At 64.5% G+C, this 16994-nt stretch carries 17 protein-coding genes; 12 read left to right on the plus strand and 5 right to left on the minus strand.

Annotation, left to right across the window (positions count from 1 at the left end):
• The 8 genes from yidC to dapE form a co-directional block, all read left to right on the plus strand.
• On the plus strand, positions 1 to 478 hold a 478-nt coding region (gene yidC, locus QZ213_RS10680; RefSeq protein ID WP_291686034.1), incomplete at its 5' end, for a membrane protein insertase YidC.
• Between the two features lie 140 nt (positions 479 to 618).
• Positions 619 to 1269, plus strand: coding sequence for a ribosome biogenesis GTP-binding protein YihA/YsxC (gene yihA, locus QZ213_RS10685; protein ID WP_291686035.1), 651 nt, complete (start codon positions 619 to 621; stop codon positions 1267 to 1269).
• On the plus strand, positions 1269 to 1646 hold the full coding sequence (locus QZ213_RS10690) for a DUF423 domain-containing protein (RefSeq protein ID WP_291686036.1): 378 nt from the start codon (positions 1269 to 1271) through the stop codon (positions 1644 to 1646). Before yihA ends, QZ213_RS10690 begins: the two co-directional genes overlap by 1 nt.
• A gap of 109 nt (positions 1647 to 1755) precedes the next feature.
• Complete coding sequence (gene argB / locus QZ213_RS10695) at positions 1756 to 2652, plus strand: acetylglutamate kinase (protein ID WP_291686037.1); 897 nt, start codon at positions 1756 to 1758, stop codon at positions 2650 to 2652.
• A gap of 167 nt (positions 2653 to 2819) precedes the next feature.
• Positions 2820 to 3842 (plus strand): DUF1036 domain-containing protein, encoded by a 1023-nt coding sequence (locus tag QZ213_RS10700; RefSeq protein ID WP_291686038.1) that lies wholly within the window; start codon positions 2820 to 2822, stop codon positions 3840 to 3842.
• The gene (locus tag QZ213_RS10705) at positions 3842 to 4540 is read left to right on the plus strand and encodes a pyrimidine 5'-nucleotidase (RefSeq protein ID WP_291686039.1); all 699 of its coding nucleotides are present in this window, start codon (positions 3842 to 3844) and stop codon (positions 4538 to 4540) included. Before QZ213_RS10700 ends, QZ213_RS10705 begins: the two co-directional genes overlap by 1 nt.
• 225 nt (positions 4541 to 4765) lie before the next feature.
• Entirely contained in the window at positions 4766 to 5611 is an 846-nt protein-coding gene (dapD, locus tag QZ213_RS10710; protein WP_291686040.1) for a 2,3,4,5-tetrahydropyridine-2,6-dicarboxylate N-succinyltransferase, read from the plus strand.
• A gap of 174 nt (positions 5612 to 5785) precedes the next feature.
• Positions 5786 to 6940: a succinyl-diaminopimelate desuccinylase gene (gene dapE, locus QZ213_RS10715; protein ID WP_291686041.1), complete on the plus strand. Its 1155-nt coding sequence runs from the start codon at positions 5786 to 5788 to the stop codon at positions 6938 to 6940.
• Between the two features lie 68 nt (positions 6941 to 7008).
• Here the strand turns inward: dapE and truA are convergent, their stop codons facing one another.
• The 3 genes from truA to def all read right to left on the minus strand — a co-directional run bounded on the left by truA (position 7009) and on the right by def (position 9394).
• On the minus strand, positions 7009 to 7746 hold the full coding sequence (truA, locus tag QZ213_RS10720) for a tRNA pseudouridine(38-40) synthase TruA (RefSeq protein WP_291686042.1): 738 nt from the start codon (positions 7744 to 7746) through the stop codon (positions 7009 to 7011).
• On the minus strand, positions 7746 to 8678 hold the full coding sequence (gene fmt / locus QZ213_RS10725; RefSeq protein WP_291686043.1) for a methionyl-tRNA formyltransferase: 933 nt from the start codon (positions 8676 to 8678) through the stop codon (positions 7746 to 7748). Before fmt ends, truA begins: the two co-directional genes overlap by 1 nt.
• Positions 8679 to 8866: 188 nt before the next feature.
• Positions 8867 to 9394 (minus strand): peptide deformylase, encoded by a 528-nt coding sequence (def, locus tag QZ213_RS10730; RefSeq protein ID WP_291686044.1) that lies wholly within the window; start codon positions 9392 to 9394, stop codon positions 8867 to 8869.
• Between the two features lie 190 nt (positions 9395 to 9584).
• On the opposite strand from def, the gene rmuC reads away from it, so the two are divergent.
• Positions 9585 to 10793 (plus strand): DNA recombination protein RmuC, encoded by a 1209-nt coding sequence (rmuC, locus tag QZ213_RS10735; protein ID WP_291686045.1) that lies wholly within the window; start codon positions 9585 to 9587, stop codon positions 10791 to 10793.
• 75 nt (positions 10794 to 10868) lie between these two features.
• Here rmuC and QZ213_RS10740 read toward each other — a convergent pair whose 3' ends face one another.
• The gene (locus QZ213_RS10740; RefSeq protein ID WP_291686046.1) at positions 10869 to 12407 is read right to left on the minus strand and encodes a winged helix-turn-helix domain-containing tetratricopeptide repeat protein; all 1539 of its coding nucleotides are present in this window, start codon (positions 12405 to 12407) and stop codon (positions 10869 to 10871) included.
• A 153-nt stretch (positions 12408 to 12560) separates the two neighbouring features.
• Here QZ213_RS10740 and mddA point away from each other — a divergent pair, with 153 nt between their 5' ends.
• The 3 genes from mddA (at position 12561) to QZ213_RS10755 (ending at position 15746) form a co-directional block, all read left to right on the plus strand.
• On the plus strand, positions 12561 to 13337 hold the full coding sequence (gene mddA / locus QZ213_RS10745) for a methanethiol S-methyltransferase (RefSeq protein ID WP_291686047.1): 777 nt from the start codon (positions 12561 to 12563) through the stop codon (positions 13335 to 13337).
• Positions 13338 to 13427: 90 nt separating this feature from the next.
• Positions 13428 to 14294 (plus strand): alpha/beta hydrolase, encoded by an 867-nt coding sequence (locus QZ213_RS10750; RefSeq protein ID WP_291686048.1) that lies wholly within the window; start codon positions 13428 to 13430, stop codon positions 14292 to 14294.
• Positions 14295 to 14363: 69 nt separating this feature from the next.
• Positions 14364 to 15746 (plus strand): AmpG family muropeptide MFS transporter, encoded by a 1383-nt coding sequence (locus tag QZ213_RS10755; protein ID WP_291686049.1) that lies wholly within the window; start codon positions 14364 to 14366, stop codon positions 15744 to 15746.
• 26 nt (positions 15747 to 15772) lie between these two features.
• Here QZ213_RS10755 and QZ213_RS10760 read toward each other — a convergent pair whose 3' ends face one another.
• Entirely contained in the window at positions 15773 to 16846 is a 1074-nt protein-coding gene (locus QZ213_RS10760; RefSeq protein WP_291686050.1) for a malate/lactate/ureidoglycolate dehydrogenase, read from the minus strand.
• Positions 16847 to 16994 lie beyond the last annotated feature (148 nt).

The raw sequence follows: 16994 nt of genomic DNA on the forward strand, positions 1-16994 counted from the left end.
TCCCGTCGCCTTGCAGATTCCGGTGTTCTTCTCGCTCTACAAGGTGCTGTTCGTCACCATCGAAATGCGGCACGCGCCGTTCTTCGGCTGGATCAAGGACCTGTCGGCGCCGGACCCGACCAATCTGTTCAACCTGTTCGGCCTGCTTCATGTCGATCCGACCCAGCTGCCGCTGTTCGGACACTACCTCGCGCTCGGCGTCTGGCCGATCATCATGGGCATCACGATGTGGTTCCAGATGAAGCTCAATCCGACGCCGCCGGATCCGACCCAGCAGATGATCTTCACCTGGATGCCGCTGATCTTCACCTTCATGCTGGCGGGCTTCCCGGCGGGCCTGGTGATCTACTGGGCCTGGAACAACACGCTGTCGGTGCTGCAGCAGAGCTTCATCATGCGCCGCAACGGCGTGAAGGTTGAGCTGTTGGACAACCTCAAGGCGACGTTCGGGTCCAAGAAGGCCGAATCGAAGACGTGACGGTGCCCTCATCCTGAGGAGCCGCGCTCATGCGCGGCGTCTCGCAGGATGGGCGCCTTGATCCTATTTGGGCCTCATGGTTCGAGACGGCGCGAAGTAGCGTCTCCTCACCATGAGGGACCGCAACCGGAAACCTTCGCATGACCGCCGAACCCGATGCGAAGCTGATCGAACAGGGCCGAAAGCTGTTCGCGGGCGACTGGCAGTTCTTCTGGGCCTCGCCTTCGATCGAGACGCTGCCGCCGATGGCGGGCGTCGAGGTCGCCTTCGCCGGTCGCTCCAATGTCGGCAAATCCAGCCTGATCAATGCGCTGACGGGGCGCAACGCGCTGGCGCGGACCTCGCATACGCCCGGCCGCACCCAGGAACTGATCTTCTTCGAGGGCCCCGACAATGCCGGCTTCCGGCTCGTCGACATGCCTGGCTACGGCTACGCCTCCGCGCCGAAGGCAAAAGTCGCGTCATGGACCGCGCTGATCCACAAATTCCTGCAGGGCCGCAGCAACCTCGCGCGGGTCTACGTGCTGATCGATGCCCGGCACGGCCTGAAGGAGGTCGACCTCGACGTGCTGAACACGCTCGACAAATCGGCTGTCAGTTATCAGGTCGTGCTGACCAAGGCCGATCAGGTGAAGGCGGGCGAACTGGAACAGCGCCTCGCCGACCTCCGGGAGGCGCTGGCAAAGCATCCCGCGGCCTTCCCGGAAGTGCTGGTGACGTCGTCGCGCACCGGAGCCGGGATGCCGGAACTGCGCGCCGCGATGGTGCGCCTGCTCGGGGAGCGCCGTTGATGGCCGCCTCGCGCGTTGACCGCATCCTGATCGGCCTGGCCGGCATCATGGGCGCCGATGGCGTCATCCTGGCGGCGGCTTCCGCGCACCAGGCGGATGCTTCGCGGCTCGCGGCGGCATCATCGATGCTGCTGTTTCACGCCTGCGCGGTGCTCGGAACCGTGGCGCTGCTGGAGCGCGGCGTCATCCATGCCCGGATCGGGACCATGGCCGCGTGGGGTTTCGTCATTGCGGACGCGCTGTTCGCGACCGACCTCAGCTTGCGGCAATATGCCGGCCACAGCCTGTTCCCTTTTGCCGCGCCGACCGGCGGCACGCTTCTGATTCTGAGCTGGCTTGCGCTCGCGGTGGCGGCGGCGTGGCCGCGGCAGGGGTAAGGCTGCACTTTCTTCCTTCTCCCCTTGTGGGAGAGGCAAAGCACCACTTTGCGCCGTGCCCGGCAATCGGATAGAAACCGCCCGACCCGCTGACCACGAGACCCCCTTCATGACCGACGTGTCGAATATCAGTCCGCTCGATCAGGCCCGCATCCTGTCCGAAGCGCTGCCGCACATGCAGCAGTATGACGAGGAAACCATCGTCATCAAATATGGCGGCCATGCCATGGGCGCCGAGGAAACCGCCAAGGCGTTCGCGCGCGACATCGTTCTATTGGAACAGACCGCCATCAACCCGGTGGTGGTGCATGGCGGCGGACCGCAGATCGCGACCATGCTGAAGCGGCTCGGCATCCAGTCGGAATTCGCCGCCGGCCTGCGCATCACCGACGCGGCGACCATCGAGATCGTCGAAATGGTGCTGGCGGGTTCGATCAACAAGCAGCTGGTCGGCTACATCAACGAGGCCGGCGGCAAGGCGGTCGGCCTGTGCGGCAAGGACGGCAACATGGTGACGGCGACGAAGGCGACGCGCACCATGGTCGATCCGGATTCGCACATCGAAAAGGTGGTCGATCTCGGCTTCGTCGGCGAGCCCGAAAAGGTCGATCTCACGCTGCTGAACCAGCTGATCGGCTATGAGCTGATCCCGGTGCTGGCGCCGCTTGCGACATCGAAGACGGGACAGACTTTCAATGTCAACGCCGACACCTTCGCCGGCGCCGTCGCCGGCGCGCTCAAGGCCAAACGGCTGTTGCTGTTGACCGACGTTCCCGGCGTGCTCGACAAGTCGAAGAAGCTGATTCCGGAACTGTCGGTGAAGGACGCGCGCAAGCTGATCGCCGACGGCACCATTTCCGGCGGCATGATCCCCAAGGTCGAGACCTGCATCTACGCGCTCGAGCAGGGCGTGCAGGGCGTGGTCATCATCGACGGCAAGATGCAGCACGCGGTGCTGCTCGAATTGTTCACCAACCAGGGCACGGGCACGCTGATACACAAGTGACGATTGCAGCCACCAACCGCTTCCCAGTTGTCATGGCCGGGCATAGTGGTCTGCGTGGCGCAGACTACGTACACTTATCTGCGCTCCCGGCCATCCACGACTTGCCGGCGGGTTGGAAGAAAGACGTGGGTGCCCGGGTCAAGCCCGGGCATGACGACCTGAGAGTAATGCGATTTCTTTCGTACACCCTAAGAGCTATCTTCCTCGCGTTGCCCGCGGCGATCGTCTGCTTTCTCGCTTCGGCCGAACCCGCCTATGCGGATTTGAAGCTCTGCAACCGCATGAGCTACGTCGTCGAGGTCGCGATCGGCATCGACGAGAAATCCGCCACCGCGACCCGCGGATGGTTCCGGATCGATCCGGCCGCCTGCCGCGTCGTGCTGCAGGGCACGCTGACCGCCGACCGGATCCTCCTGAACGCGCGCGCGCTCGGCCTCTACGGCTCCTCGCCGATCCCGCAGAATGGCGGCGACACGCTGTGTATCGCGCCAGGCGATTTCGTCATTGCCGCGGCGCGCCAGTGCCGCGTCGGGCAGACGCCGGCGCCGTTTACCCAGATCACCCCGACGCAGGCCGACGACGGCAATCTGGTGGCCTATCTCGCCGAAGACAGCGAATATGACGACGAGCAGGCGAGGCTCGCCGGCATTCAGCGGCTGCTCGTAATCGCGGGCTATGATGCCGCGCCGATCGACGGCGTCGACGGCCCGAAGACGCAGGCAGCCCTGGCGGCGTTCCTGAAAAGCCGCGGCATGCCGGCCGATATCGCGCAGGCACCGAATTTCTTCACCATGATGATCGCCGCGGTGCAGGCGCCGTCCTCCACCGGGCTGACCTGGTGCAACGACACCTCCCACAAGGTCATGGCCGCGGTCGCCACCGACGACGGCAAGACGGTGACCAGCCGCGGCTGGTACCGGATCGATCCCGGCAAATGCCTGCATCCCGACGTCACCGGACAACCCCGGCAGATCTACAGTTTCGCCGAAGCCGTCGATGCCGACAACCGCACCCTCAAGATCAGGGACAAGCCGCTGAACTGGGGCGGCGCCAAAGAGCTTTGCACCCGCGAGAGCAAGTTCGAGATCAACGAACAGGGCGACTGCGGCAGCCGCGGCCTCGCGGTGACCGGATTTGCGCCTGTCGACATGTCGAGCGGCGGCAAGACGCTGCGCTTTGCGATGCCGTGATGAAATCCGATCGCGCATTCAGTCATATCGATACCTGGGTGTTCGACCTCGACAACACCCTGTATCCCCATCACGTCAATCTGTGGCAGCAGGTCGACGCCCGGATCGGCGAATTCGTAAGTGCCTGGCTCAAGGTCTCCGCGGCGGAAGCACGCCGGATCCAGAAGGATTACTACCTTCGCTACGGCACCACCATGCGCGGCATGATGACCGAACATAGCGTGCATGCCGACGACTACCTTGCTTATGTGCACCGGATCGACCACTCGCCGCTGCAACCGAACCCCGCGATGGGCGCGGCGATCGCAAAGCTTCCCGGGCGCAAGCTGATCCTGACCAACGGCTCGACCGACCATGCCGACAAGGTGCTGGAACGTCTCGGCATCGGGGAGCATTTCGAGGCGGTGTTCGACATCATTGCGGCCGAGCTGGAACCGAAGCCGGCGCCGCAGACCTATCGGAAATTCCTCGGGGATCACGAGGTGAATCCGAAGACGTCGGCGATGTTCGAGGACCTCGCACGCAACCTCGTGGTGCCGCACCAGCTCGGCATGACCACGGTGCTGGTGGTGCCCGACGGGTCCAAGGAAGTCGTGCGCGAAGACTGGGAGCTGGAAGGCCGGGATGCCGCCCATGTCGATCATGTCACCGACGATCTGACCGGTTTCTTGCAAGGGCTGGGCGGGCGACCAGGTTAAGTCCCGGCGACCAATTCAGTCGTCATGCCCGGACTTGATCCGGGCATCCATCAATCTTCGAAAGAGTCTTGCAAGGCAGATGGATTGCCGGGTCAAGCCCGGCAATGACGACTTGGGGGAGCGCGGGGACGACGACGGAGTGAGCCTTGACTCTCCCTGCCCAAATTCCGACAAAAGCCCTCCCAAATCGCTGCCGTCTATCCCGCTCTTCCCAAGGAAATCCCGATGTCCCTGCCCGCCCTCGAATCCACCATCAACGCCGCCTTCGATGCCCGCGACGGCATCTCGACCGCGACCAAGGGTGAAGTCCGCGACGCCGTCGATTCAGCACTCGAACTGCTCGACAAGGGCGAGGCGCGCGTCGCCGAGCGCGAGGCCAGCGGCAAGTGGAAGGTCAATCAGTGGCTGAAGAAGGCGGTGCTGCTGTCGTTTAGGCTCAACGACATGAGCGCGATTGCCGGCGGCCCGGGCAAGGCGGCGTGGTGGGACAAGGTGCCGTCGAAATTCGAGGGCTGGGGCGAAAACCGGTTTCGCGACGCCGGCTTTCGCGCGGTGCCCGGCGCGATCGTCCGCCGCTCGGCCTACATCGCCAAGAACGTCGTGCTGATGCCGTCCTTCGTCAATCTCGGCGCCTATGTCGACGAGAGCACCATGATCGACACCTGGTCGACGGTCGGCTCCTGCGCCCAGATCGGCAAGCGCGTGCACATTTCCGGCGGCGTGGGCATCGGCGGCGTGCTGGAGCCGCTGCAGGCCGAGCCCGTGATCGTCGAGGACGATTGCTTCATCGGCGCGCGCTCGGAAGTCGCCGAGGGCGTGATCGTGCGCAAGGGCGCGGTGCTGGCGATGGGCGTCTTTCTGGGGGCCTCCACCAAGATCGTCGACCGTGACACCGGCGAAACCTTTATCGGCGAGGTGCCGGAATACGCCGTGGTCGTGCCCGGCATGCTGCCGGCCCGGCCACTCAAGAACGGCCAGCCCGGGCCTTCCACCGCCTGCGCGGTGATCGTCAAGCGTGTCGATGAGCGCACCCGGGCCAAGACCAGTATCAACGAGCTGCTGCGGGACTAGATCGAAGTCGAACTGTTCTGCCCGAGAGGGATGAGCGGGCCTAACCGGTTCGGCCCGACCCTCCGACGCCGGTAGCGCAGGCAGAAACGCGGCCGCGCCGGGACCAGCAGAGCGAACTGGAATTTGTTCCGCACAGTGCTGGCCCATCGCCGGGAGCTCATGTTAAGCGAGGGCATGACTGACGCCCTCGCCATTGCCCGCGACCTCCTCCGCTGCCCCTCGGTAACCCCGGCCGACGCCGGTGCGCTCGGCGTGCTCGAAAATGTCCTGAAAGCCGCGGGTTTCGAGGTACACCGCGTCACCTTCGGCGAACCCGGCACCGCCGATATCGACAACCTCTATGCCCGCCTTGGCTCTCACGCGCCGCACATCACCTTTGCCGGACATACCGACGTGGTGCCACCCGGCGACGAGAGCGCCTGGAGCCACGGCGCGTTCTCGGGCGAGGTCAAGGACGGCTTTCTCTACGGCCGCGGCGCCGTGGACATGAAGGGCGGCATCGCTTGCAGCGTCGCGGCGGTGCTGGATTATCTCGCCGCCCATGGCGGCAAGCCAAAGGGCTCGATCTCTTTCCTGATCACAGGCGACGAGGAGGACCTCTCCGTCAACGGAACGATAAAACTGTTGCAATGGGTGGCGGCGCGCGGCGAGAAGTTCGACCATTGCGTGCTCGGCGAGCCCTCCAATGTCGAGGAGCTCGGTGACTGCATCAAGATCGGCCGCCGCGGCTCCCTGCACGGCATGCTTTACGTCGACGGCATCCAGGGCCACGTCGCCTATCCGCATCGCGCCGCCAACCCGGTGCCGGACATTTCACGGTTGATCGTGGCGCTCAGCGACGAGCCGCTCGATCACGGCAGCGCGCAATTCCAGGCCTCGAACCTCGAATTCACCTCCGTCGATGTCGGCAACAAGGCCGGCAACGTGATCCCCGGCCAGGCGCGCGCGAAATTCAACATCCGCTTCAACGATCTCCACACCCAGGAGACGCTGCGCGCTTTGGTCGAAGAACGGCTGGCGAAGGCCGCGGGCAACCGCATCCGCGCCCGCATCGTCTGGGAGCCGTCCAATTCCAACGTGTTCGTGACCAAGCCCGGTCCCTTCACCGACCTCGCGGTGTCGGCGATCGAGGAAGTCACCGGCCGCAAGCCGGAATTGAGCACCAGCGGCGGCACCTCGGATGCGCGCTTCATCGCAAGCTATTGCCCGGTGATCGAGTTCGGCCTGGTCGGCCAGACCATGCACCAGATCGACGAGCGCACGCCGGTCGCGGATCTGGAGAAGCTGACGAAGATCTATCGGGGTATTCTCGATCGGTATTTTGGGTGAGTGGACCAGATCATCATTCCGGGACACGCGTCTTCGCGTCGACCCGGAATGACGGCTTGGTATCGCGCTCAATAATCCACCCGCACCAGATAGAGTCCCTCGGGCGGGGCGACCGGGCCGCAGGCGGCGCGGTCTTTCGCGGCCAGCGCCGCGGCGAGATCGTCGGGGCTCCAGCGGCCGTCGCCGACCCACATGAGCGAACCCACCATCGAGCGCACCTGGCTGTGCAGGAACGAGCGCGCCGAGGTCACGATCTGGATCGCATCGCCGTCTCTCACCACGTCGAGCTGATCCAGGGTTCGCTCCGGCGATTTCGCCTGGCATTCGGTATCGCGAAACGTCGTAAAATCGTGCTTGCCGACCAGTCTTCGCGCGGCTTCGTGCATCGCATCGCTATCGAGCCGCCGCGGCAGGCGCCAGGCGCGGCCGATGTCGAGTGCGAGATTGGCGCGGCGATTGGAGATTCGATAGAGATAATGCCGCTTCTTCGCGGAGAACCGCGCCTCGAAATCATCCGGCACGATATCCGCACTGAGCACGCCGATCGGGTGCGGGCGCAGATGCGCGTTCAGTCCGTCACGGAATCGTCCCGGCACGAAATGTCTTGTTATGTCGCAATGCGCCACCTGCGCCAGTGCATGCACGCCGGCATCGGTGCGGCCGGCGCCGTGGACGCGGACCTGTTCGCCGCAGATCGCCCTGACCGCGTCCTCCAGCGCGCCCTGCACCGACGGGCCGTTGTCCTGGATCTGCCAGCCGCAGAACGGCGCGCCGTCATATTCGATGGTGAGTCTGTAGCGGGGCATCAGGATACCCGGAGCAGCGGCTTGAACGGGGTGCCGCGCAAAAATTCCTCCACCTTCATCGGCGCCTTGCCGGCGCGCTGCAGCTCGAGGATGCGGATGGCGCCTTCGCCGCAGGCGATGGTGAGGTGATCGTCGAGCACGTCGCCGGCTGCGCCGCCGCCGTCAGCCAGCGCGCAGCGGAGGATCTTGACCCGCATTGGCTGGCCTTCGATCGGCATCTCGCACCATGCGCCGGGAAACGGCGATAGCCCATGAATATGGCGCAGCACTTCTCGCGCGGGCCTGCTCCAGTCGATCCGCGCCTCGGCCTTGTCGATCTTGGCGGCGTAGGTGACGCCCTGCTCGCTTTGTTTGGTGAGTTGCAGCATTCCACGTTCCAGCGCGCCGATCGCACGCACCATCAGGTCGCCGCCGAGCCGCGCCAGCGCGTCGTGCAGATCGGCCGCTGTCATGGCATCCGTGATCGCGATGCGTTCGGCCATCGCCACGTCACCGGTATCGAGGCCGGCGTCCATCTTCATCACCATCACGCCGCTCTCGGCATCGCCTGCCATGATGGCGCGGTTGATCGGCGCCGCCCCGCGCCAGCGCGGCAACAGCGACGCATGCAGGTTGAAGCAGCCGAGCGGCGGGGTATCGAGGATGGCCTGCGGCAGGATCATGCCATAGGCGACGACCACCGCGGCATCGGCCTGATGAGCGCGAAATTCCTCCAGCGCTTCCGGCGTCTTCAGCGTCTTCGGCGTCATCACGGCAATGCCAAGCCGCCGCGCCTCCTGCTCGACCGGACTCAGTTGCAGCTTCATGCCGCGCCCGGCGGGCTTTGCGACGCGGGTATAGACCGCCGCGATCTCATGGCCATGGGCCACGAGTTCCAGCAGCGTCGGCACCGCGAAATCAGGCGTGCCCATGAAGATCAACCGGAGCGGCATGGCCGTAGTGGCTTCCTTTTTGAACCAAACTTCAAGATAATGGGCGTCATCCTGAGGTGCGAGCTCTTGCGAGCCTCGAAGGATGGCACAGAAAAGATTATCGACCTTGTCCGCCGTCGCCCTTCGAGGCTCGGCGCCTTGAGGCGCCTTCGCACCTCAAGGTGACGGCTTCGATTCGCGGCCGAACCCTACTCCGCCGCCCGCTTCGCGGCCTTGGCGAATTTCTTCAGCACGCGGTCGCGCTTCAGCTTCGACAGGTAATCCACGAACAGCACGCCGTTGAGATGATCGATCTCGTGCTGGATGCAGGTGGCGAACAGGCCCTCGGCGTCTTCCTCGTGCACCTTGCCGCCGAGATCGGTGAAGCGCACCCGCACCTTCGCCGGGCGCTCCACTTCCTCGTAATATTCGGGGATCGACAGGCAGCCTTCCTCGTAGACCGACATCTCCTCCGACGACGACAGTATCTCCGGATTGATGAAGACCCGCGGCTGCGGCGTGGTCTCGCCCTCCTCGCTCTTCTTGGCGAGGTCCATCGTGATCAGCCGCAACGGCTGGGCGACCTGGATCGCGGCGAGCCCGATCCCGGGCGCGTCATACATGGTCTCGAACATGTCGTCGGCGAGCTTGCGGATCTCCGACGTGACCTTTTCGATCGGCTTGGAGACGAGCCGCAACTGCTTGTCGGGCAGGATGATGATTTCTCTGAGTGCCATGATTTCTCTGGATGCCTTGGCGGGCGATTTAAGCTGCTGATTTGCCGGGGTCAATCCGATGGGCGGAGCTGTTTACCTTCGCTTAACCACGAATTTTAGCGAATGGTTAACCATAAAAATTTACCCGCTATTTACCATAAATGTTCCCTCTTCGTTCGCGTTCAAGGCCGAATCGGTTACAAGGGCTTGCATGAACGAGATTCTTTTCATGATCGGCGAGCTGCCGGTCCGGACCGGCGCCGCGCTGATCGGTTTTGGGGCGCTGGCGCTGCTGCTGCTGCTGGTCATCGCCGTCGTCATCGCCCGCTCCGGCCGGCGCGGCGCGGAAATGGCTATGGCGCAGGCGATCCGCGCCGACGAACTCGAAGAACGCCTCTCCGAAATGATGCGCGCGCAGAGCGAGGCCACCGGCCGCGTCGATGCGATGGGACAGGCGCTGGCCGGCCGTCAGGCCGAGATGGCGCGCACCGTCAGCGAGCGGCTGGATTCGGTGACCCATCGGGTCGGCCAATCGATGGAGCAGACCACCCGCAACACCATGGACAGTTTGCGCGTGCTGCACGAGCGGCTCGGCATCATCGACAGTGCGCACAAGAACCTCACCGACCTGACCTCGCAGGTGACGACGCTGCGCGACGTACTCGCCAACAAGCAGTCGCGCGGCGCGTTCGGCCAGGCGCGGATGGAGGCGATCGTCCAGGACGGCATGCCGAAGGGTTCCTACGAATTCCAGTTCACGCTCTCGACCGGCAAGCGGCCGGATTGCGTGGTGTTCCTGCCCGACCAGCGACCGCTCTGCATCGACGCGAAATTCCCGCTGGAGGCGATGACCGCGCTGCACGACGCCCGCACCGACGAGGAAAAGAAAATCGCCACGCAGCGGCTGCGCAATGACGTGATGAAGCATGTCAGCGATATCGCGGAAAAATATTTGATCGCCGGCGAGACCCAGGATACCGCGCTGATGTTCGTGCCGTCGGAATCGGTCTATGCCGAGATCCACGACGGTTTCGACGACGTGATCCAGAAGGCCTACCGCGCCCGCGTGGTGCTGGTGTCGCCGTCGCTTCTGATGCTGGCGATCCAGGTGATGCAGCAGATCCTGAAAGACGCGCGGATGCGGGATGCCGCCGACCAGATCCGCACCGAAGTGCTCAATCTCGGCGACGATCTCGGACGCCTGCGGGATCGGGTGCTGAAACTGCAGAAGCATTTCGGCGACGTCAACGAGGACGTCCGCCAGATCCTGATTTCCGCCGACAAGATCGAAAAGCGCGCGGGCCGGATCGAGGAACTGGATTTCAGCAAGACCGAGGCGCCCGCCGAGATCCCGCGGATCGTCAAGCCGGACGCGCCGGAGCTGTTCCCGCTGCCGCGCAAGCTGCAGGCGGGGGAGTAGCGCCGGAGAGGAGCGAGACACCAGCTGTCATCGCACCTGAAGCGCGTCCACATCCTCCGTCATCCGACGCCGCGACTAGTCCAGCCCCGCACGGCGAAAACCCTCCAGATAGTGCTCCCGATCGGCCTCATGCATGATGGGCATCTGGTTTGCGATCCAGGCGAGCGAAATATTGGGTTGTACGCGGCGAAGCTCCTGCAAGGCGACCGCGGCGACATCGTCCTTTCCAGCCATGCCGGCGGCCGCCGTGAGCACCCGATGGGCGCCGACGAAATCACCGCGTTGCCGGATGCCTTCGCGCGCCAGTCGAATGGCCTCGTCGTAATTGCGCCCGACGAACTCCGCGTAGCCGGCGATCCCGCAAAAGACCGCCGAAAACGGATCGCGCGGGCTCAACCGCAGCGCCCGCCGCGCGGCAACGCTGGCTTCCTCCCACCGCCCGCCATAGGACAGCACCAGACCGTAATAGCCTTGCGCCAGCGAGAAGTTCGGATTGAGCCGAAGCGCGACCTCGAATTCCGCCAGCGAATCCTCGAAACGCCGCGTGAATAAATAAGCGCAACCCAGTGCGTGATGCGCCCAGGGGTCTTCGCTGTCGGCCAGGATCGCGGCCAGCGCCGCACGCTCGGCCAGCGGCACCACCGCCGCCATATCCGCCCAGCCCATGTGGGCGCTGAACGTCAGGCTGGTGGCAAGCACGCCGAGCGCCTGGCCGTAATTCGGATCGATGGCGGTCGCCTTCTCGAGAAGGGCCTGCGCCACCAGACCGTCTTGACGCGTCACGCGCCAGTAATGCGAGAGTCCGCGCATGACCAGGTCCCATGCGTCCATGCTGTTCGGCGGTTTGCGCCGCGAACGAAACGTTTCCGCGGCATAGAGCTGCGGCTCGATCGCGGCGACGATGGCCTCGGTGATCTCGTCCTGCACCGCGAATACGTCGGCAAGGGCGCGATCGTAGCGTTCCGCCCAGATATTGCTGCCGCTGGCGGCATCACTGAGCTGAACGGTGATGCGCACGCGGTCACCGCCCTTGCGCACGCTGCCTTCGACGACATAGCCGACGCCGAGTTCCTCGGCGACCCGCTTCATGTGGACCGGCTTGCCCTTGTAGATGAATGACGAGTTGCGCGCGATCACGAAGAACCAGCGCAGCTTCGAAAGCGCGGTTATGATGTCCTCGCTGATGCCGTCGGAAAAATACTCCTGCTCCGGATCGCCGCTCAGGTTGGCGAAGGGCAGCACCGCGATGGCCGGCCGGTCGGGCAAGGGCAGCGGCGGCTCAACAGCCTGTTCGGCGCCCTGAGAGTGCGTTCGCACCGCGCCGACAAAGCGAAGGCCCTTGCGCGGGATGGTGCGGATCAGTTTCTGGCTTTCGCCGCTGTCGCCCACCGCCTTGCGCGCGGCGTTGATGCGGCTGGTCAGCGTTGATTCCGACACGATCCGGCCGTCCCAGACCGCGTCGATGAGGTCGTCCTTGCTGACGACACGATCGCGATTGCGCACCAGAAAAACCAGGAGATCGAAGACCTGGGGCTCGACGGCTATCGTCTCGGGACCGCGGTGGAGTTCGCGGCGGTCGGTATCGAGCGTATGATCGTCAAAGAAAAATTGCACGGCACCCTCAAATCCGGACTACGCCGCCGCTCCCAAGGAATAATCAAGGTCATCTCAAGGACAATTCAAGCGCCAAGCAAAGTCTTTCGGTCACGCTTCCCACATCCTCTAGCCTCAAGGACGGTCGTCAGGGTCGTCCGATCGGAGGATATTATGACCCAATCCCAAACATTCAGCCCGGACTCCCGGAGCAATCCAATAGCCAGAATTGTCGCGTTTCTATACGGAATCATCGCCTATTTTGTGTTCTTCGTTACCTTCCTCTACGCCATCGGCTTCGTATCCGGCATGGTGGTCCCGAAGACCATCGACAGTGGCGCGGTCGGGCCCGTGATGCAATCGGCCGTCGTCGACCTCATTCTGATGTCAATATTTGCCGTGCAACACAGCGTCATGGCGCGCCGGCAGTTCAAGGAATGGTGGACCCGATACGTACCGAAATCGGTAGAGCGAAGCACCTACGTGCTGTTCGCGAGCCTCGCGCTCGTTCTGCTGCTCTGGCAATGGCGGCCGATCCCGACCGTGGTGTGGCGAACCGACGATCCGCAAATCGCCATGGCGGTCACCGGCATTTCGCTGCTGGGCTGGCTGATCGTGCTCACCAGCACCTTCGTGATCAACCATTTCGAGCTGTTCGGACTGCACCAGGTCGCCAGCAATCTCGCGGGTCGCTCGATGCCCGAGCCTCGCTTTCGCACGCCGCTCTATTACAAATTCGTGCGACACCCGATTTACCTTGGCTTCATCATCGCGTTCTGGGCGGCGCCGACGATGACAATCGGGCACCTGCTGTTCGCCGCGGTCACGACGGCTTACATCTTCGTCGGCATCCTGCTTGAAGAGCGCGATCTGATCGCTCTCTTCGGCGACGACTATCGACGCTACAGGGAGCGCGTATCGATGCTGGTGCCCTGGCGCAAGTCCAACTGATCGATCCGGTCGATTCCAATTTCACAGCGGCGCCGGATTTGGCCGGCGCCGCACCCCGCCGGCTGCCGCCGCGGCAAAAGGAACCATGCCATGATCGAAGAAGCACGCGGCAATATCGACTACGAGGAATCGGGCGCCGGACCGACGATGGTGCTTGTGCCGGGATCATGCAGCACCGGCGCGGCATGGCGACCGGTTATCGCTGCCTTGGGTAACCGGTTTCGCTGCGTCACCACCAGTCTGCTCGGCTATGGCGGAACCGCGGAGCGCCGAACGCCGCGCGGTGCATCGCTATCGCATGAAGCCGAGGCGCTCGAGTCGGTTATTCGAAAAGCGGGTGGCCACGTCCATCTGGTCGGCCACTCCTTCGGCGGCCTGGTGGCGCTTGCCGTGGCCCTCCGCGACCGGGTCAAGCTCGCAAGCCTTGCCGTCGTCGAGGCGCCGGCTGTGATGATGCTGGAGGGAAGCGGCGAAATTCAACACATCCGCGCATTCGGCGAGATGACGGGCGCCTATTTCGCCGCTTTCAAGGATGGCAACGTCGACGCGATCGAAACGTTGATCGACTTTTTTGGCGGCGCCGGCACCTTCGCCTCGTGGCCGCCGCGGGTTCGCACCTATGCCGTGGCGACGACGCCGGTGAACATTCTCGATTGGGAAAGTGCGTTTGGTTATCCGCTGCCGGCGGAAACACTTGCTCAAGTCCGGATCCCGACGCTTGTCATCCGGGGCGGAGAAAGTCACTCCGCGATGCAACGCGTCAACGAGCTTCTCAGCGAGCGCATGATCCGGGCGACGCTCGCAACGATTGAAGGCGCGTCTCATTTCATGATCGCAACCCACGCGGACGAGGTGGCCCGATTGGTCGCCCAGCACGCCAACCATGCCGACGCGATGCCGGCTGCCGATATCGGGGGCGGATACAGTCGGCAGGCAGCCGGGGTCATGCGCGGGTAAGAGGTCTTATCGCGGCTGGCGCGGCCGGGAGGAGAGGCACCGCCGCCCGAATCCTGCTAGCACTGCGGCATGACCAGTGCCCCTGACAGCCTGCCCAAGCCACCGATTGCGGCGACCGCCGAGACCCGCCCCCGCGCCTCCTGGCGCGACAGTCTCGCGGTGTATCTGCAGCGGCGGGTGCTGATCGTGCTGCTGCTCGGCTTTTCCTCCGGATTGCCGCTGGCGCTGTCGGGATCGACGCTCTTGGTGTGGATGCGCGAATCCGGCGTCGATCTCGGCACCATCGGCCTGTTCGCGCTGGTCGGCACCCCCTACACGCTGAAATTCCTGTGGGCGCCGTTCACCGATGCGCTGCATGTGCCGTTCTTCACCCGCGCCTTCGGCCGCCGGCGGGGCTGGCTGGTGTGCTCGCAACTGTTCCTGATCGTGTCGATCCTGCTGCTGGCGCTCACCGACCCGGCGCGCTCGCCGCTGTTCGTGGCGCTCGGCGCCTTGCTGGTCGCAGCGATGTCGTCGACCCAGGACATCGTGGTGGACGCGTTCCGCGTCGAAAGCCTGCCCGAAAGCGAGCAGGCCGCCGGGATGGCATCCTATGTCGCGGCCTACCGCATCGGCATGCTGGTCTCGACCGCCGGCGCGCTGTTTGTGGTCAGCGCGTACGAGAACACCGGCCTTCCTCGCACGTCCGCTTGGATGTGGGGCTATGTGACGATGGCGGCGTTGGTGCTGATCGGCACCGTCACGGCGCTGGCCGCCACCGAGCCCGAACAATCGGCGCGCGCGGAAGCTGCGACCAGCACCGAGACCGCGTTCGTGCGCGTGCTCAACGCCGCGGTCGGCGCGTTCTCCGAGTTTCTGGTGCGAAAGGATGCGCTTGCCGCGCTCGCCTTCGTGGTGCTGTTCAAATTCACCGACGCATTCTCCGGCACCATGACCGCGCCGTTCGTGATCGACCTCGGCTTTTCCCGCAACGACTACGCCGCCATCGTCAAGGGCGTGGGGCTGGCCGCCACCCTGATCGGCGGTTTCGCCGGCGGTTTTGTCGCGCGGCGCTATTCGCTTGGCGCGAGCCTGTGGATCGGCGGCGTGCTGCAGGCCGTGGCAAACCTGTCGTTCTCGTGGCTCGCGATCGTCGGCGTCAATCAATGGGCGCTGGCGTTTGCGATCACCGCGGAAAACTTCACCAGCGCGATCGGCACCGTGATCTTCGTCGCCTACCTGTCGGCGCTGTGCCAGAACCCGCTGCACACCGCGACCCAATATGCGCTGCTTACCGCGCTTGCGGCGGTTGGGCGCACCTATCTGTCGTCAGGCGCGGGCTTCGTGGCGAAAGCGACCGGATGGCCGCTGTTCTTTGCGATCTGCGTCGTGGTCGCGGTGCCGAGCCTGATCCTGCTGGCGTGGCTGCAGCGGCGCGGACATTTTGCGGCGCTCGAGGCGGCGAAGGTGTAGCGGCGGCCGGCGCGAACGCAGCGAGCCTAAGTCGCCAGCTTCTCGATGGCCGCGTTGTCCAGGCCTACCTTGGCACCGGCCGCGACGATCTCCTGCCACGTGGTGGGGTCGACCGGGATGCCCTCGGCCAGCCGCTTCCTTTTCCATTCGCGCTCCGGCTCGCCGGCGATCTTCACATGGTCCACGCCCTCGGCCGGCGGCGAGGCGATGTGCCAGGCGACGAAGCTTTCCATCTCGCGCGCCAGATTCTCGCCGGTGCCCATTTTGGCGGGATCGATGAGAATGGAAAACATACTGTTGATCACCTTGCGGGTGCCGTCCAGTTTGCCGCTCAGGGTCTTGCCGCCCGAGAGCGCGCCGCCCAAGAGTTCGCAGATCAGGGCGAGGCCCGAGCCCTTGTGCTCGCCGAAGGGCAGGATGGCGCCCGAAGGCTCGATGACGGTAAAGCGCGGGTCGGTCGAGGGGTTGCCGTGGTTGTCGATGATGGTGTTGGGGGCGAGTTGTTCACCCTTGTTGTACGCCACGCGGGTCTTGCCCTGGGCGATCTTGCTGGTGGCGAAATCCAGCACGATGGGGTCTTTTCCCGGACGCGGGATGCCGACGCAAAACGGGTTGGTGCCGTGGCGCGCGTCGCGGCCGCCGAAGGGGGCGACGATCGGCCGTGCCAGTACGTTGACGAAGTGGATCGACACCAGGCCGTGGGCGATGCACTGCTCGGCCCAGTGGCCGATGCGGCCGATGTGATGCGAGTTGGACAGACCCACCACGCAGACGCCGTGGCGCTTGGCGCGCTCGGCGCCCAGTTCCATCGCCTCATGGCCCATCACCTGGCCGTAGCCGACGTTGCCGTCGAGGGTGAGCATCGCGCCGCCGTCCATCACGACGCTGACATGCTGGTTGATCTTGAGTCCGCCTTCCTTCATCGCGTCGATGTATCGCGGCACCATGCCCACGCCATGCGAGTCGTGGCCCTTCAGGTTGGCTTCGACCAGGTTGGTGGCTACCAGATCGGCTTCGCGGTCGGACGAGCCCCCCGCCTTGACGATGCTGCGGACCACGCCGGTTAAGGAATCGGCTTTGACGGTGCGATAGTCGGCCATGGTGTCTTGTCTCGTGATGTTGTGGAACGTGTGGTCAGCGACAGCGGTCACTCAGTGCTTCGTCACCACACTCCATTTGGTGACGACGGCCTCGCTCATCTGCCCGGCGTCCTGGGCGCAGGCGATCTCGTCAACCTTGAGCGAGACC

The organism is Bradyrhizobium sp. (assembly GCF_017881085.1).
GTDB lineage: Bacteria > Pseudomonadota > Alphaproteobacteria > Rhizobiales > Xanthobacteraceae > Bradyrhizobium.

What these genes read in the sequence shown, in the direction of transcription:
- QZ213_RS10705 (WP_291686039.1), top strand. Translation starts at nt 3,842, where the DNA reads ATGAAATCCGATCGCGCATTCAGTCATATCGATACCTGGGTGTTCGAC.
- rmuC (WP_291686045.1), top strand. Translation starts at nt 9,585, where the DNA reads ATGAACGAGATTCTTTTCATGATCGGCGAGCTGCCGGTCCGGACCGGC.
- QZ213_RS10760 (WP_291686050.1), bottom strand. Translation starts at nt 16,846, where the DNA reads ATGGCCGACTATCGCACCGTCAAAGCCGATTCCTTAACCGGCGTGGTC.
- def (WP_291686044.1), bottom strand. Translation starts at nt 9,394, where the DNA reads ATGGCACTCAGAGAAATCATCATCCTGCCCGACAAGCAGTTGCGGCTC.
- dapD (WP_291686040.1), top strand. Translation starts at nt 4,766, where the DNA reads ATGTCCCTGCCCGCCCTCGAATCCACCATCAACGCCGCCTTCGATGCC.
- QZ213_RS10690 (WP_291686036.1), top strand. Translation starts at nt 1,269, where the DNA reads ATGGCCGCCTCGCGCGTTGACCGCATCCTGATCGGCCTGGCCGGCATC.
- QZ213_RS10755 (WP_291686049.1), top strand. Translation starts at nt 14,364, where the DNA reads ATGACCAGTGCCCCTGACAGCCTGCCCAAGCCACCGATTGCGGCGACC.
- QZ213_RS10750 (WP_291686048.1), top strand. Translation starts at nt 13,428, where the DNA reads ATGATCGAAGAAGCACGCGGCAATATCGACTACGAGGAATCGGGCGCC.
- truA (WP_291686042.1), bottom strand. Translation starts at nt 7,746, where the DNA reads ATGCCCCGCTACAGACTCACCATCGAATATGACGGCGCGCCGTTCTGC.
- dapE (WP_291686041.1), top strand. Translation starts at nt 5,786, where the DNA reads ATGACTGACGCCCTCGCCATTGCCCGCGACCTCCTCCGCTGCCCCTCG.
- mddA (WP_291686047.1), top strand. Translation starts at nt 12,561, where the DNA reads ATGACCCAATCCCAAACATTCAGCCCGGACTCCCGGAGCAATCCAATA.
- QZ213_RS10700 (WP_291686038.1), top strand. Translation starts at nt 2,820, where the DNA reads ATGCGATTTCTTTCGTACACCCTAAGAGCTATCTTCCTCGCGTTGCCC.
- fmt (WP_291686043.1), bottom strand. Translation starts at nt 8,678, where the DNA reads ATGCCGCTCCGGTTGATCTTCATGGGCACGCCTGATTTCGCGGTGCCG.
- yihA (WP_291686035.1), top strand. Translation starts at nt 619, where the DNA reads ATGACCGCCGAACCCGATGCGAAGCTGATCGAACAGGGCCGAAAGCTG.
- argB (WP_291686037.1), top strand. Translation starts at nt 1,756, where the DNA reads ATGACCGACGTGTCGAATATCAGTCCGCTCGATCAGGCCCGCATCCTG.